The sequence below is a fragment of the Janthinobacterium sp. BCJ23 genome, assembly GCF_059617945.1.
The window spans coordinates 512,139-526,336 of sequence record NZ_JCAQAW010000002.1 but is presented as its reverse complement, the minus strand read 5'-3'; the positions used below and the strand labels follow the sequence as shown (position 1 = coordinate 526,336).

Genomic DNA, 14,198 nt, shown 5'->3' with positions numbered 1-14,198 from the left:
TAGTTGCCGTCTGCCAAGCGTGCGCTGATATCGCGGAAATATTGCTACGCTGCTCGCAAACGGGAGGCGCCATGTCCGACATCATCGAACTGTTGCAATGGCCCGCCATGGCCGCTTCGCTGCTGGCGGCCTGGCTCGTGGGGTCGCGCGCGGCCGCGCGGCGCTTTGCCGGCTTCTGGGTTTTTCTGTTCAGCAATGTGCTGTGGGTCTGCTGGGGCTGGCATGACGGGGCCTGGGCCCTGATCGTCCTGAATGTCTGCCTGGCGTTGACGAACGTGCGAGGGATCGTCAAAAACGAGTGAGCGGGACAGGATTTGCTCGAATATATTTCCGTTTACATATTTGTTTCCATTGGTGCATACATGGCCTGTGGGCCTGCTTGCATCTATTTCCTTGCGGAAAACCGCCATATTCTCCCGTCTGTCTCAGATATTTGCTGTCTTATATAAGATTCGACGCCATCGGATACACAAACAGCGGCAGGACAGTCTAAAATACGTGGTGGGCAAGCACGGCGTCACCGCCGGCACACTAGCCGTCCAAAGCAAGGCTAACCGTCCTGTGTTTGGAATGAAGAAAGTTAACCACCAGGCATCACCGCATACAAGGGAATGAACATGGCAACACAAAAATCCAAAATCATCTACACGCTGACTGACGAGGCGCCGCTGCTCGCGACGTATTCCCTGCTGCCAATCATCAAAAAATTCACCGCGCCGGCCGGCGTGGACGTGGTGTCCAGCGATATTTCGGTGGCGGCACGTGTACTGGCCGAATTTCCCGAATTCCTGACGGACGCGCAAAAAGTCCCGAACACCCTGGCTGAACTGGGCAAATTGACCCAGAATCCGGACACCAACATCATCAAGCTGCCGAACATCAGCGCCTCGCAAGGCCAGCTGATCGCTTGCGTGCGCGAATTGCAAGGCCGTGGCTACAAGCTGCCGGACTACCCGGAAGATGCGAAGACGGAAGAAGAAAAAGCCTTGAAGGCCCGTTACGGCAAGTGCATCGGCAGCTCGGTCAACCCGGTCCTGCGTGAAGGCAATTCCGACCGCCGCGCACCGAAGGCCGTCAAAGAGTACGCGCGCAAGCACCCGCACTCGATGGGCGAGTGGAGCCAATCGTCGCAAACCCACGTCTCGCACATGCACCATGGCGACTTCTACCATGGCGAAAAATCGCTGACCCTGGAAAAGGCGCGCGACGTCAAGATGGAACTGGTCACGGCCTCGGGCAAGACCATCGTGCTGAAACCGAAGGTTTCCCTGCAAGCGGGCGAAATCATCGACAGCATGTTCATGAGCAAGAAAGCGCTGCTGGAGTTCTACGAGAAGGAAATCGACGACGCGTTCAAGACGGGCGTGATGTTCTCGCTGCACGTCAAGGCCACCATGATGAAGGTGTCGCACCCGATCGTCTTCGGCCACTGCGTGCGCATCTTCTACAAGGACGCGTTCGCCAAGCACGCCGAGCTGTTCGACAAACTGGGCGTGAATGTCAACAATGGCATGAGCAACCTGTACGACAAGATCGACACGCTGCCAGCGTCGCAAAAGGATGAAATCCTCAAGGACCTGCACGCCTGCCACGCGCACCGTCCGGAACTGGCCATGGTCGATTCGGCCAAGGGCATCACCAACTTCCATTCGCCGAACGACATCATCGTCGACGCGTCGATGCCAGCCATGATCCGTATCGGCGGCAAGATGTGGGGCGCCGATGGCCGTCCGAAAGACGTCAAGGCAGTCATGCCGGAATCGACTTTCGCGCGCATCTACCAGGAAATGATCGGCTTCTGCAAATGGCATGGCAACTTCGATCCGAAGACCATGGGCACCGTGCCGAACGTGGGCCTGATGGCGCAGCAAGCGGAAGAATACGGTTCGCACGACAAGACGTTTGAAGTGCCTGAAGGCGGCATCGCCAACATCACCGACCTGGAAACGGGCGAAGTGCTGCTGACGCAAACGGTGGAAGAGGGCGATATCTGGCGCATGTGCCAGGTCAAGGACGCGCCGATCCGCGACTGGGTCAAGCTGGCCGTCACGCGCGCGCGCAACTCGGGCATGCCTGCCGTGTTCTGGCTCGATTCCTACCGTCCGCACGAGAACGAAGTCATCAAGAAGGTACAGGTCTACCTGAAGGATCACGACACCAAGGGCCTGGACATCCAGATCATGTCGCAAACGCGCGCCATGCGCTACACCCTGGAACGCGCCTTCCGCGGCCTGGACACCATCTCGGTGACCGGCAACATCCTGCGCGACTACCTGACCGACCTGTTCCCGATCCTGGAACTGGGCACGTCCGCCAAGATGCTGTCGATCGTGCCTTTGATGGCCGGTGGCGGCATGTACGAAACGGGCGCCGGCGGTTCGGCTCCTAAGCACGTCAAGCAGCTGGTGGAAGAAAACCATCTGCGCTGGGATTCGCTGGGCGAGTTCCTGGCCCTGGCCGTGTCGCTGGAAGACATGGGCATCAAGACGGGCAATGCGAAGGCCAAAATCCTCGCAAAAACCCTCGATGAAGCCACCGGCAAGCTGCTGGACAACAACAAGTCGCCATCGCCACGTACCGGCGAGCTGGACAACCGCGGCAGCCATTTCTACCTGGCCATGTACTGGGCGCAAGCCCTGGCGGCGCAGAAGGACGATGCGGAACTGTCAGCGCATTTTGCGCCAGTGGCCAAAGCCCTGGCCGACAACGAAGAAAAGATCGTTGCCGAGCTGAAAGCAGTACAAGGCAAGGAAACGGATATCGGCGGCTATTACCTGCCAGATCCGGCGAAGACGGAAGCGGTCATGCGTCCTAGCGCCAGCCTGAATGCGGTATTGGACAGCATCTGATGCAGTCCTGACAGGCGGCAGGTTCTTTGCTGCCTGATAAAAAAACGCCGCCGGAAGCGATTCCGGCGGCGTTTTTCATTTCTCCTCAGTGTCTATTTGTAGTGTTTGTAGACCTCGGTGCTGCCATTGCTCTTGACCAGCAAGACGTCATACGCATCCTTGCGCGGTCCTTCCATGCCAGGCGAACCCATCGGCATTGCCGGCACGGCCAGGCCTTTCGCCTTGGGTTTCTCGCGCAGCAGCTGCTTGATCTCGCTGGCCGGCACATGGCCTTCGATGGCGTAGCCGTTGACGAGGCCCGTGTGGCAGGAACCGAGCGCGTCGGGAATGCCGGCCAGCTTGCGGTATTGCGCCGGCATCTCGACATTTTTCGCGCGCACCGTAAAACCGTTCGATTCCAGGTGCTTGATCCATGCGGAACAGCAGCCGCACGAGGCGCTCTTGTAGACTTCAATGACGGGCAGGGCCGCCATGGCGAACGTGGGCAGGCCCAGCATGGCGGCGAAGGCGCCGCGCACTAATAAATGTTTGATCATGTGTTGCTTTCAGACGAAGTAGGTCTATCGTGGCCACCTTGGTGGCCTGCTTTTATTTAAGCGGAAAGCGGTCTAGGAGGCCGGCGCAAGCCGTCGGGAATGAATCCCGTCAGCAGGGTGGCATTGGCTACGGCGGCGTGTTCCGCGCCGTTGAGCACGGCGGCAGGCAGGGGGAAACAGGGCGGCATCAGCGCGCCCAGGCAAAAGCTGGAACAGGCGCCGCACGCGGGGTGCTTGGCAGGAGACTGGCTGTTTTCTGGCGCGCTGGCGCTGTCCGGGACGGTGGATGATTGTGCATCGTGATGCTGGCAGGCGGCCGTCATGGCGGCGGCAGGCGAGGCAGCGAGCGGCGCACACAGCCGCGTGGCGCCCGCAGCGGCCGCTTGCAGCGGCACCGCCGTGATCAACAGCAGGATCAGCCATGTTTTGAAGAGTCTCAGCATCGCGGGAAAGTATAGCATGGGGGCACTGTCGCCAGGAGCGGCATCCGCTAGCGCGAGGCGGCGGCCAGCACCTTCGACGCGTACATGGCCCGGTCCGCATGGCGCAGCAGCAGCTGCATGGTATCGCCGTCTTCCGGATAGTGGGCCACGCCGATGCTCACGGCGATCTGCAATTGCTGTCCATTGCCCAGGTGTAGCGGCGCGGCCAGGGCCGCGTGGATCTTTTGCTCGATCAGGCTGACATCGGCCGGCGTGACATTGCTTTCCAGAAGCACGACGAATTCATCGCCGCCCATCCTGGCCAAGGTGTCGGTTTCGCGCATGCAATCGCGCAGACGGTTCGCCACCGTTTGCAGCAGCAGGTCGCCACAGGCATGGCCGTGGTCGTCGTTGACGCGCTTGAAGTTGTTCAAGTCCAGGAACAGCAGCGACAGCCGGCCTTCCTGGCGGTGCGCGCGCGCGAATGCCGTGTGCAGGCGGTCGTGGAACAGGCGGCGGTTCGGCAGGCGGGTCAGTTCATCGTGCATGGCCATGAATTGCATTTGCGTCTGCAACTGCCGGCGCTCGATGGCGGTGGCAAGTTGCTTGGCAACAAACTGCAGCAAATCCTGGTCTTGCTCCGTGCCGATGGCGGCGTCCTGGCCGCCTTGCAAGGCCAGCGCGCCGATGCTGCCCATGGAGCAATACAGCGGCACGGCAAGCCAGTACGAGGACAGGGCGCCGGCCGCCGTTTGCAGCGCAGCCGGCAGGCCGGCCAGTTGTCCCGCCTGCAGCAGCAGGGGGCGGCCGCTGCGCAGCACTTCATCGCACAGCAGGCTGGCCAGCGAAGACGTTGGCTGCGGCGCGCTGTCGCCGGCATGGCAGGTCATCAAAGGCTGGGCGCCGTGTTCGTCATGCAGCAGCAAGGTCAGGCTACGCGTGGGCAAGTGTTCGCCGATGATGTGCTGGATACGGTGCAGCAAGGCGGGCAAGTCTTGCGTCGCCTGCATGGCTTCGGAAATGGCGTACAGCGCGGCCTGCTTCGCCTGCGCCTGTTTCAGTAGGGTGATGTCGCGCGCCACCGCCACGCGCAGCTGGTCGGCGGCGGACCAGCGGGCCGTCCACATGATGTGCGCCAGGCTGCCATCCTTGCGCAGGTAGCGGTTTTCGAAATGCGTCTGCGCATGGCCATCCATGATGGCGCGCGCGGCGGCCAGGGTGCGGGCGCGGTCGGCGGGAGCGACCAGGTCGAGCATCTGCTTGCCGACCATTTCCTGCTGCGTGTAGCCGAAGATGCGCTCGCAGGCGGCGCTGACGAAGACGAAGCGCCCGTCCACGTCGACCATGCACACGGCGTCGAGCAACAAGTCGGTAAAGCTGGCCAGCGGCGCGCGCAGAATCTTGTGTTCCATACGATACATTTTGAGACATTCCCGGCGGTGAATCAACTTGTTGCGGGGCGGCTGGGTCATCCGTATGAAAATGTTTCATTTCCCCGACACTCATGCTTTGCCGTTTCTTGCCGTTATAGCAGTATTGCCACGCAGTACTTGCCACCACGTCAGATAACGTGACACAAGGCTTGCCTGGCGCCAGGTGATTGCAAAAAAACTAACCATATCGAACTTTTATGATGCCCCTACTCGCCACTTGCAAGGTTACAGCGCCATGACCTCCATTTCTCCACTGTCAAACTGGAATAGCGCCCCGTCAGGGGCTTCCTCCGCCACGCCGAACCGCACGCAGGCAGCATCGCCGTCGTCCCCCTCCACGCCGTCTTCCATCGTTGCCCTCAGTCCGGAGAGCGTGAACGACAGCAAACCGGCCGCGCTCGTGAAGCCGCCGATGGTGTGGGAAAGCGCGACACGCAACAAGGTCAGCGACGCGATGACGAAGAGTTTTTCCTCGTATGCGTTTGGCGGCCGCTTCAGCGGCCTGGGCGCTGCCATGCTGGGACAGGCCAAATTGGGCAACTACAATTTCTCGCAGGCGATGCGTCAGCCGCCGCCGAGCGCCACGCCGAATGTCTATGCGGCGTCCGGTATCGCGCCCGGCAGCCTGCATGGCAATGGCGAAGACCGGGTTTCCCTCAGCATCACGACCAAGAGCGGCGTGGAAGTCAAGCTGTCGCTCGACAGCCAGGGCGACGGCCTGGCCGTGAGCATGACGACCAGTGGCGACCTCAGCGACGCTGAGGCGAGCGCCCTGGGCGAGCTGGCGAAGGGCTTCCAGGAAGCCATCGACGGCATGGGACAAAGTACGCCGAAAATCAAGCTGGGAGGCTTGATGCAGTTTGACCAGCAGCAGCTGGCCTCGGTGAAACTGCATGCGGAAGTCAAGGTGCGCGGCGAGCCGGAAAGTATTCAAACCCTGGACTTCCAGGCCGATGGCGCGCAGCGCAAGGTCAGCTTCAGCGGCGAGGCCGGCAGCCTGGACCTGAAGGTCGATGCCAGTCAGCTCAATACCCTGGGCAGCAAGGAAAAGCAGGCGAAGGCGCTGGGCAGCTACATGAAGCAGTTCGACCAGGCCGCGTCGCGCGGCCATGGAGACGCGGGCCTGGTGGCCATGCTCAAGGATAGCTTTGCGGCCTTGCACAGCAATACCGCCGCGCCGCAGGTGGCCGCAGAGAGTCCCGAGACGGGCAAGTGGCGCTTGGCGGCCGAAGACAAGTCCATCCTGACGGGGCTGGCCGATTTCAGCGCCTCCGTGTCGCAGGCCGTGAAATTCAGCAATCCCATGCGCAGTTCGGAAAAGGATGGCTTCAATTATGACGTGTCGCAAAAGACGCTGCAGGCCGGCGCCAGCCAGGATGAGCGTTCGGTCAGGCAGCAGCAGCAATCGAAGCTGAGCGCCAGTTTCCATGAGACGCTTGTCCCCGGCGTGCCGCTGCGCTTGCTGGACAGTACGGAATCGCAGAACTATACCTACCACCAGATCGAAGATACGGCCAGCAGCGACGCGCAGGTGGCCTACAAGGATGGCAAGATGGTCAAGGCGAGCTTGCGGCAGGAGGGCAACCAGTCCGAGCATGTCATGAAGTATTTCCTGGGCAAGCTGGAATCGGACAAGACAACGCCAGGTAACTATTCCGTGCTGCGCGATTTACTGCCTGTGCTGGGGCCGTACAAGACGGGCGAACTGGGCATGACTCCCGAGAAAAAGGCGGAGCAGCGCCAGCAGGCGATGCTGACCTTGAGCGACGACGTGCTGCTGCAATCGTATGCGGGCCAGAGCATCGGCCTGTGGCGAACCGATGTGCAGCCGGAAGAGAATGTGGCCGCCACCGCTTAGCAATAGCGCGCTGAATGCAAAAAGCCCGTCTGCGAAGACGGGCTTTTTGTTGCCGATTGCAAAATACTGCGCAAGCCTATGCCTTGGCCTTGTTTTGCTTGATCCAGTAGCCGATGCCCAGCGCGGCGAGCCACACGGGGATCAGGTAGACGGAGATGCGCAGGCCCGGCGTCAAATACATGATCACCAGGATGCCGGCCAGGAAGACCAGGCACAGGTAGTTGGTGAACGGGTAGCCCAGGCTCTGGAACAGGGTCGTCTTGCCCTCGGCCTTCTTCTGCGCGCGGAAGCGCAAATGGATCCAGCTGATCATGGCCCAGTTGATGATCAGGGCCGAAACCACGAGGCCCATCAGCACTTCGAACGCTTCGCCCGGCATGAAGTAATTGACCACCACGCAGGCGCCCGTCGCCAGCGCGGACACGCCCAGCGCCGCCAGCGGCACGCCGCGGCGGTTCAGGCGCAGCAGCGCGCGCGGCGCATTGCCTTGCTTGGCCAGGCCGAACAGCATGCGCGTGTTGCAGTACACGCCGCTGTTGTACACGGACAGGGCGGCCGTCAGCACCACCACGTTCAGGGCCGTGGCCACCAGGTTGCTGTCGAGTGCATGGAAGATCAGCACGAAGGGGCTGCCGCCGGTGACGACGTTTTGCCACGGATACAGCGACAGCAAAATGCCCAGCGCGCCGATATAGAAGATCAGGATGCGGTAGATGGCCTGGTTGGTGGCGCGCGGGATCGTCGTGCTCGGATCGTCCGCCTCGGCCGCCGTGATGCCCACCAGTTCCAGGCCGCCGAACGAGAACATGATGACGGCCATGGCCATCACCAGGCCCTGCCAGCCATTCGGGAAGAAGCCGCCGTGCTGCCACAAGTTGGCTACCGACGCCTGCGGACCCGCGTCGCCGGAAGCGAGCAGGTAGGCGCCGAAGACGATCATGCCGATGATGGCGACCACCTTGATGATGGCGAACCAGAATTCCATCTCGCCGAAGGCCTTCACGTTCAACAGGCTGATGGCGTTGATGGCGCAAAAGAAGATGAGGGCCGAGACCCAGGTCGGCACGCCGGGCCACCAGTACTGCACGTAGATGCCAACGGCCGTCAGTTCGGCCATGCTGACGAGCACATACAGCACCCAGTAATTCCAACCCGACAGGAAGCCGGGCAGGTGGCCGCAGTATTTGTCGGCGAAATAGCTGAACGAACCGGCGACGGGTTCGTCGACCACCATCTCGCCCAGCTGGCGCATGATCAAAAAGGCGATGACGCCGGCGATGCCATAGCCGAGCAGCACGGAAGGTCCGGCCATCTTGATGGTTTGCGCGATGCCCAGAAACAGGCCGGTGCCGATGGCGCCGCCCAGGGCGATGAGCTGGATGTGGCGGCTTTTCAGGCCGCGCTTGAGCTCTTGTGGTTCGGTAATCCCGACTGCCGTCATATGTTTTATCCTGTTTTTACGGGGCTGAGGTCGCTGATTCTAAAGCATGGACGGGCAAAGCAGGAGCGAAATGCATGTTGCACTGCGGAGGCGCAAGAAAAGCCCCGCATCTTCGCCGAACGGTGCGCAAAACGGCCGCCCAGGCGTCTGCTTTTACGCGCCGGCCGCGACGATGGCCGGTTCGTACACGGCCAGGAACTCGGGCGGCAGGCGGCGCGCGCGGCCGCTGCTCAGTTCGATGCAGATCAAGTCCCAGCGTCCGCGCACGACGGTGGCGCCGTCGCTGTCGCGCACGAGCTGGAAGCGCCGCTCCATGCTGGAACGGCCATCGCTGGCGCACAGCCAGGTGGCCAGGGTCAGCGCTTCGCCGGCCCGCGTCGGCAGCAGGTAGTCGTATTCGCCGCGGCGTATCGCCATGGCCCGGTCCAGGCGCCGGTAATCGTCGAGGTCCAGCCCCAAGGTGGCCGAATGATGCCAGGCGATATGCTCGCACCAGCGCACATAGACGGCGTTGTTCGTGTGCTGCAAGCCGTCGATGTCGTCCGGTTCCGGCGTGACGGGCAGGGTGTGGGCGTGCGGATAATCCCAGTTCAAGTGCGTTCCTTTCGATACGGTGGCGGCTGATTGTACGTGCTTGCGCTGCGTCCTGTCTGCGGCGCACGCATGGAAAAGCGCTGTTTTATCCCTTGATGTATGATGCATCATAATTTTTTGAATCTGAAAACCACTATGAACCATCCCCTGGACAGCCTGGTGCACGTCAATCTGGGCAAGTCCGTGTATGCGACGCTGCGCGATGCGCTGGCGGCCGGGCGCTTCCAGCCCAACGACCGGCTGCGCATCCGCGAACTGGCGCTGCAGCTGGGCACGAGCGTCACGCCCGTGCGCGACGCCATGCTGCAGCTGGTGCAGGAAGAGGCGCTGGTGCTGCGCTCGCCGCGCGACTTTCGCGTGCCCGTGCTGAGCGTGGCGCGCTACCTGGAAATCCGTGCGCTGCGCCTGGAGCTGGAAGGCTTGGGCGCGTTCGAGGCGGCGCAGCGCATCGACGACGCCACCCTGGCTGACCTCGAGCGCCTGCTGCAGGCGAACGAAGAAGCCATCGCGCGCCACGACTTGCCGGCGGCCCTGCAATGCAACCAGGCGTTTCACCTGGGCCTGGCGCAGGCGGCCGGCATGCCGACATTGAAACGCTTCGTCGACCATTTATGGATGCAGACGGCGCCGCTGATCGCCGCCGGCTACGCGAGCTTTTCGCCCGACATGCGGGTGGGCCACCACCACGCCATCATCAGCGCGCTGCGCCAGCGCGACGGCGCGGCCGCGCGGCGCGCCATCGAACAGGACATTCTCGACGGCGGGACGCAGATGCTCGCGTATGTGATGCGGCAGGAGCGCATGCACGCCGGGGCAACACAGAAAGAAAAGGACGAGGAAGAACATGAAGCACAAGATTGAACAGAAAATTGAACAGAAAACCGCCATCGTCACCGGTGCCAGCCGCGGCATCGGTCATGCGGTGGCCGAGCGCTTCCGCAGCCTGGGCTGGCGGGTCATCACCGTCTCGCGCAGCCCGATTCCCGGCGGCTGTCCGCGCAGCCAGGAGCACAACACGCATGTGTGCATGGATTTGTCGGACCTGAGCCAGATCGGGCAGATGGTCGACACCCTGCGCCCCATGCTGGGCGACTCCAAATTGCACGCGCTGGTGAACAATGCGGGCGTGTCGCCGAAGGGGCCGGGCGGTTCGCGCGTCAATTCGCTGACCACCGACATGCAGACGTGGCAGGAAATGTACAACACGAATTTCTTTGCGCCGCTGGCCCTGACGCGCGGCTTTGCGCAGGAATTGTCGAACGCGCATGGCTCCGTCGTGAACCTGTGTTCGATCGCCGGCTACCGCGTGCACCCATTTGCCGGTTCCGCCTACGCCAGTTCGAAGGCGGCGCTGGCATCGCTGACGCGCGAAATGGCCAACGACATGGCGCCGCTGAACGTACGCGTGAACGCCATCGCGCCGGGAGAGATCGACACGGCCATCCTGTCGCCGGGCACCTCGCACATCGTCGACACGCAAATCCCGTTGCGCCGCCTGGGCACGACTGCCGAAGTGGCGGATTTGGTGGAGTTCCTGTGCAGCGAGCGCGCCTCGTACATCACGGGCGCGGAAATTCCCATCGACGGCGGCCAGCGCATTTAATCTAGGAGGAAGAGCATGAGCAAACATATCGGCATCGTCGGCTGTTCGGCCGAAGGCGCGGCCCTGTGCTACCGCACGATCTGCGAAGAGGGCGCGCATGCGCTGGGCGCGTATGAACACCCGGAAGTATCGATGCATACGCCGCCGCTGGCGCGCTACGTGGAGTGCCTGAACGGGGGCGACCTGGCCGGCGTGGCCGAGCTGATGCTGGCGTCGGCGCGCAAGCTGCACGCGGCCGGCGCCGAGTTCCTGATCTGTCCTGACAACACCATCCACCAGGCGTTCGAACTGATGGCGCCCCGTTCGCCGCTGCCGTGGCTGCATATCGCCGACGTCGTCGCCGCCGAAGCGGCCGCGCGTGGCTTCCAGAAAGTGGGCTTGACGGGCACGCGCTGGCTGGTCGACAGCGCCGTGTATCCGGACAAGCTGGGCGCGCGCGGCATCGGGTGCGTGCGGCCCGGCGAGGACGAACGCAGCGAGATCAACCGTATCATCATGGAAGAACTGGTGCCGGGCGTGATCAAGGAGGACAGCGTGGCGCGCTTCCAGGCCATCATTGGCGGCTTGCGCGAGCAGGGTTGCGACGCCGTCATCCTCGGCTGCACGGAAATCCCGCTGATCATCAGCGACGCCAATTCGCCGCTGCCGGCCCTGGACTCCACGCGGCTGCTGGCGCGCGCGGCCTTGCGCCGGGCGCTGGAAACCTAGCGTTCCAGCTGCGCCTGCAGCGCGGCCACCACGAGCGCATGGTCGTCGGCCTGCGCCAGGCCGGACACGGTCACCGTGCCCACCAGTCCCACGCCGCGTATCAGCAGGGGGAAAGCGCCGCCGTGGCCCGCGTACTCGATGTCATCGAGGTATTTCACGTCTTCAAAGGTGCTGCCGCGGCTTTTATACGAGATGCCCATGTAGTAGGAGCTGCGGCAAAAGCGCTGCACCGTGTTGTTCTTGCGGCGTATCCAGTCCGCCTGGTCGGCCGTGGCGCCCGTCATGGCGTGGTGGAACAGCACTTGGCCATTGCGCGTGATGTTGACGGTGACGGCCTTGCCCCGCTTGCGCACTTCTTCGACGATCCACAGGCCCACGGCCAGCGCGGCATCGTTGTCGAAGCGTTCGAATTGCAGGGATTCTTCCTGTTGCGCCAGGGTTTGCAGCAAATCGGCGTAATGATCCATCGTGAAAGAGGGCGGTAGTGGCTGGAAGCGCTACTGTAGCGCACCACGGGACAGCCGCGCGCGCTTTTTGTGTGGCGCGGCTAAAATAGGCAACATGAACCTGTCCCTGTTCGCCGATGAAGAGCAAGTCCCGGCCGGCCCCGTGCCGCTGGTGCCGGGCTCGTCCGCGTCCATCCTGCTGCGCGGTTTTGCGCTGCCTTATCTGGACGAGGTGCTGCCGGCGCTGGACGCCATCGTGCTGGCCGCGCCCCTGCGCCACATGGCCACGCCGGGCGGCTTGCGCATGTCGGTCGCCATGAGCAATTGCGGCCCTCTTGGCTGGGTCACGGATGGGCGCGGCTACCGCTACGCGCGCCTCGATCCGGCCAGCGGTTTGCCTTGGCCGCCGATGCCCCCCGTATTCCTGCGCCTGGCGCAAGAGGCGGCGCTGGCCGCCGGCTATCCTGGTTTTGTTCCCGACGCCTGCCTGGTCAACCGCTATGCGCCCGGAGCGCGCATGGCCTTGCACCAGGACCGCGATGAATGCGATTTCAACGCGCCCATCGTTTCCGTCTCGCTGGGCTTGCCCGCCACCTTCCTGTTCGGCGGCGCAGAGCGTAGCGACAAAGCGGCGCGCATCGGCCTGCTGCATGGCGACGTGGTGGTATGGGGCGGCGCCGACCGCCTGCGCTTCCACGGCGTGGCGCCGCTGAAGGAAGGCGAACACGCGGTGCTGGGCGCGCAGCGCATCAATTTGACGTTTCGCAAGGCTGCCTGAGCTGGCGCCATGGCGTACCTGGCTTGCGTACGTACTGGGCATGCACGTAGCGCCACGGAATGGCCAGGTAGACGAGCACGACGAACGATATTTCAAACACATATTGCATGGTGGCGGGATCTACCCCGCCGTGCAGCCATTGCGGCAGCGGCACGAGCAGCAGCCACAGGGTCTTCCACAGCGCTTCCCACAGCAACACGGGCAGCATCTGCAGCGGATAGCGCAAACCCAGCAAACACAGCAATGAAAACGCGGCCAGCATGCAGTTCACGGTGCCGCGCATCAGTTCCCACGGCGCGTGCGGCGTGACGATGCCGGGCCACAGCACGCTGCCGAGGCCCAGGACGACCAGCAGATACATGGCGCGCAGCGCATACAGACGGGCGGTCGATACGGTATTCATGGTGCGGTCTCCTGGTCATGGGGGGCGATGAAGGGCTTTATTCGACTTCCTTGAGGATGGTTTCCAGGCTGCCCAGGCGCGCCTGGATCTGCGCCACGGATGCGCTCAAGGCGGCCAGCGACGCTGCCGTTTCCACCTGTGCGGCGGCCATCGACTTGGCCAGCTCCTGGTAGGCGCCGTCCTGCGCCAGCCTGGCGCGCGCCTGCACGATGCCGGACGTGTATTTGAGGGCGAAGATGATGACGGCGGCCGTGCAGGGGAAGAAGAAGGCGGCAAAAAAGATATTTTCAGACATGATGACCTCTACAGTTCAGGATTGATCCGGGTTGGGAGTGAGCGAGGATGCCGCCGCGGCGATGCTGGCCGGCGTCAGCCGCAATTCAAATGGGCTGGCCTCGAAATAGTTGAGGGCCTTGCCGTCGTGCGACAGCTCCAGCTGGCTGGTGACCAGTCCCGCGTGTTCCAGCTTTTGCAGGTGCAAATGCAGCAGGGGACGGCTGATGCCCAGGTCGCGCGCCAGCTGGCTGATGTAATTGCGCCCGCCGCTGGCCAGCGCCGCGATGATGCGCAGCCGGTGCGGGTTGTCGAGCGCCGCCAGCATGAGCAGCAAGCGCTCGCCCGTCGGTGGTGTGTTTATGTCTTTCATGTGTCAACATTATCTGACATGTGTTAGCGCGTCAAGAAAAATATCGCATCATATTAATGCAAGCTACTTGCAATATGGCGCCGCCTCTGCAGACTGCCGTGAGAAGGGCGGACGAGCAGGCGTTCGCGCGCTTGAATGGTGCTAATCTGATGTATGTGGAAGACGCGGCCCGCCGCGTGCAGGCGGCGCTGGCGCAACATTATGCGCAGGCGCGTGTTACCGTACGGCATATGGAAAGCCTGCATCCGCACGATGCCGTGGCGCAGGCGGGCAAGCTTGCCTGAGCTTTTCACTCAACCACCGTGGAGGTAGACAGCATGCCGGAGAAAATCGCGCAGGAGCCTGACGAAGACAGCTTGGAAGAGCAAGTGGAGCGAGAGCGGCGCGACCATGCGCTGATCGACGAGGAAAAGCTCGGTATGGACGAGCTGGAAGAGGAGCGGCTGAAACGGGAGTCCTTAAACAAGCTCAAGGGGTAGCC

General features: G+C 62.6%; 18 protein-coding genes. 9 read left to right on the top strand and 9 right to left on the bottom strand.

Features of this window, described 5'->3' with window-relative positions; translation table 11 throughout:
* The first annotated feature begins 71 nt into the window (after positions 1 to 71).
* Positions 72 to 302: a hypothetical protein gene (locus AC54AG_RS08495; RefSeq protein WP_072453413.1), complete on the top strand. Its 231-nt coding sequence runs from the start codon at positions 72 to 74 to the stop codon at positions 300 to 302.
* 315 nt (positions 303 to 617) lie between these two features.
* Positions 618 to 2,849, top strand: coding sequence for an NADP-dependent isocitrate dehydrogenase (locus tag AC54AG_RS08490; RefSeq protein WP_496630020.1), 2,232 nt, complete (start codon positions 618 to 620; stop codon positions 2,847 to 2,849).
* A 92-nt stretch (positions 2,850 to 2,941) separates the two neighbouring features.
* Here the strand turns inward: AC54AG_RS08490 and AC54AG_RS08485 are convergent, their stop codons facing one another.
* The 3 genes from AC54AG_RS08485 to AC54AG_RS08475 are packed head-to-tail and all read right to left on the bottom strand — an operon-like array spanning position 2,942 to position 5,219.
* Positions 2,942 to 3,385, bottom strand: coding sequence for a DUF411 domain-containing protein (locus AC54AG_RS08485; protein WP_496630019.1), 444 nt, complete (start codon positions 3,383 to 3,385; stop codon positions 2,942 to 2,944).
* 56 nt (positions 3,386 to 3,441) lie between these two features.
* Positions 3,442 to 3,828 (bottom strand): hypothetical protein, encoded by a 387-nt coding sequence (locus tag AC54AG_RS08480; RefSeq protein WP_496630018.1) that lies wholly within the window; start codon positions 3,826 to 3,828, stop codon positions 3,442 to 3,444.
* 47 nt (positions 3,829 to 3,875) lie between these two features.
* Entirely contained in the window at positions 3,876 to 5,219 is a 1,344-nt protein-coding gene (locus AC54AG_RS08475; RefSeq protein WP_072453416.1) for a sensor domain-containing protein, read from the bottom strand.
* A gap of 256 nt (positions 5,220 to 5,475) precedes the next feature.
* Between AC54AG_RS08475 and AC54AG_RS08470 the strand changes: the two genes are divergently transcribed.
* Positions 5,476 to 7,098 carry a hypothetical protein gene (locus tag AC54AG_RS08470; protein WP_496630017.1) on the top strand — a complete coding sequence of 541 codons (1,623 nt, stop codon included), beginning with the start codon at positions 5,476 to 5,478 and terminating at the stop codon, positions 7,096 to 7,098.
* A 76-nt stretch (positions 7,099 to 7,174) separates the two neighbouring features.
* Here the strand turns inward: AC54AG_RS08470 and AC54AG_RS08465 are convergent, their stop codons facing one another.
* On the bottom strand, positions 7,175 to 8,539 hold the full coding sequence (locus AC54AG_RS08465) for an amino acid permease (RefSeq protein WP_034755636.1): 1,365 nt from the start codon (positions 8,537 to 8,539) through the stop codon (positions 7,175 to 7,177).
* Positions 8,540 to 8,692: 153 nt separating this feature from the next.
* Positions 8,693 to 9,133, bottom strand: a complete 441-nt coding sequence (locus AC54AG_RS08460; RefSeq protein WP_319991430.1) for an acyl-CoA thioesterase — start codon at positions 9,131 to 9,133, stop codon at positions 8,693 to 8,695.
* Between the two features lie 135 nt (positions 9,134 to 9,268).
* On the opposite strand from AC54AG_RS08460, the gene AC54AG_RS08455 reads away from it, so the two are divergent.
* The 3 genes from AC54AG_RS08455 to AC54AG_RS08445 are packed head-to-tail and all read left to right on the top strand — an operon-like array spanning position 9,269 to position 11,444.
* Positions 9,269 to 9,994, top strand: a complete 726-nt coding sequence (locus AC54AG_RS08455; protein ID WP_070302809.1) for a GntR family transcriptional regulator — start codon at positions 9,269 to 9,271, stop codon at positions 9,992 to 9,994.
* Entirely contained in the window at positions 9,978 to 10,736 is a 759-nt protein-coding gene (locus tag AC54AG_RS08450) for an SDR family NAD(P)-dependent oxidoreductase (RefSeq protein ID WP_496630016.1), read from the top strand. The genes AC54AG_RS08455 and AC54AG_RS08450 overlap by 17 nt, the downstream gene beginning before the upstream one ends.
* A gap of 15 nt (positions 10,737 to 10,751) precedes the next feature.
* Positions 10,752 to 11,444, top strand: a complete 693-nt coding sequence (locus AC54AG_RS08445; protein WP_496630015.1) for an aspartate/glutamate racemase family protein — start codon at positions 10,752 to 10,754, stop codon at positions 11,442 to 11,444.
* On the opposite strand, the gene AC54AG_RS08440 is transcribed toward AC54AG_RS08445, so the two are convergent.
* Positions 11,441 to 11,911, bottom strand: coding sequence for a heme-degrading domain-containing protein (locus AC54AG_RS08440; protein ID WP_046682905.1), 471 nt, complete (start codon positions 11,909 to 11,911; stop codon positions 11,441 to 11,443). The genes AC54AG_RS08445 and AC54AG_RS08440 overlap by 4 nt on opposite strands.
* 94 nt (positions 11,912 to 12,005) lie before the next feature.
* On the opposite strand from AC54AG_RS08440, the gene alkB reads away from it, so the two are divergent.
* Positions 12,006 to 12,668, top strand: a complete 663-nt coding sequence (alkB, locus tag AC54AG_RS08435; RefSeq protein ID WP_496630014.1) for a DNA oxidative demethylase AlkB — start codon at positions 12,006 to 12,008, stop codon at positions 12,666 to 12,668.
* Here the strand turns inward: alkB and AC54AG_RS08430 are convergent.
* Genes AC54AG_RS08430 through AC54AG_RS08420 form a run of 3 tightly spaced genes read right to left on the bottom strand, consistent with a single transcriptional unit; the run spans position 12,640 to position 13,717 of the window.
* Positions 12,640 to 13,071 carry a hypothetical protein gene (locus tag AC54AG_RS08430; protein ID WP_034755659.1) on the bottom strand — a complete coding sequence of 144 codons (432 nt, stop codon included), beginning with the start codon at positions 13,069 to 13,071 and terminating at the stop codon, positions 12,640 to 12,642. The genes alkB and AC54AG_RS08430 overlap by 29 nt on opposite strands.
* A gap of 37 nt (positions 13,072 to 13,108) precedes the next feature.
* Positions 13,109 to 13,366: a hypothetical protein gene (locus AC54AG_RS08425; protein WP_046682902.1), complete on the bottom strand. Its 258-nt coding sequence runs from the start codon at positions 13,364 to 13,366 to the stop codon at positions 13,109 to 13,111.
* Between the two features lie 15 nt (positions 13,367 to 13,381).
* Positions 13,382 to 13,717 (bottom strand): ArsR/SmtB family transcription factor, encoded by a 336-nt coding sequence (locus tag AC54AG_RS08420; RefSeq protein WP_070302703.1) that lies wholly within the window; start codon positions 13,715 to 13,717, stop codon positions 13,382 to 13,384.
* Positions 13,718 to 13,737: 20 nt separating this feature from the next.
* Here AC54AG_RS08420 and AC54AG_RS08415 point away from each other — a divergent pair, with 20 nt between their 5' ends.
* Together AC54AG_RS08415 and AC54AG_RS08410 are read left to right on the top strand one after the other, a co-directional pair.
* On the top strand, positions 13,738 to 14,001 hold the full coding sequence (locus AC54AG_RS08415) for a GTP cyclohydrolase, FolE2/MptA family (RefSeq protein ID WP_496630013.1): 264 nt from the start codon (positions 13,738 to 13,740) through the stop codon (positions 13,999 to 14,001).
* A 33-nt stretch (positions 14,002 to 14,034) separates the two neighbouring features.
* Complete coding sequence (locus tag AC54AG_RS08410) at positions 14,035 to 14,196, top strand: hypothetical protein (protein ID WP_175444527.1); 162 nt, start codon at positions 14,035 to 14,037, stop codon at positions 14,194 to 14,196.
* The last annotated feature ends 2 nt before the right edge of the window (positions 14,197 to 14,198 follow it).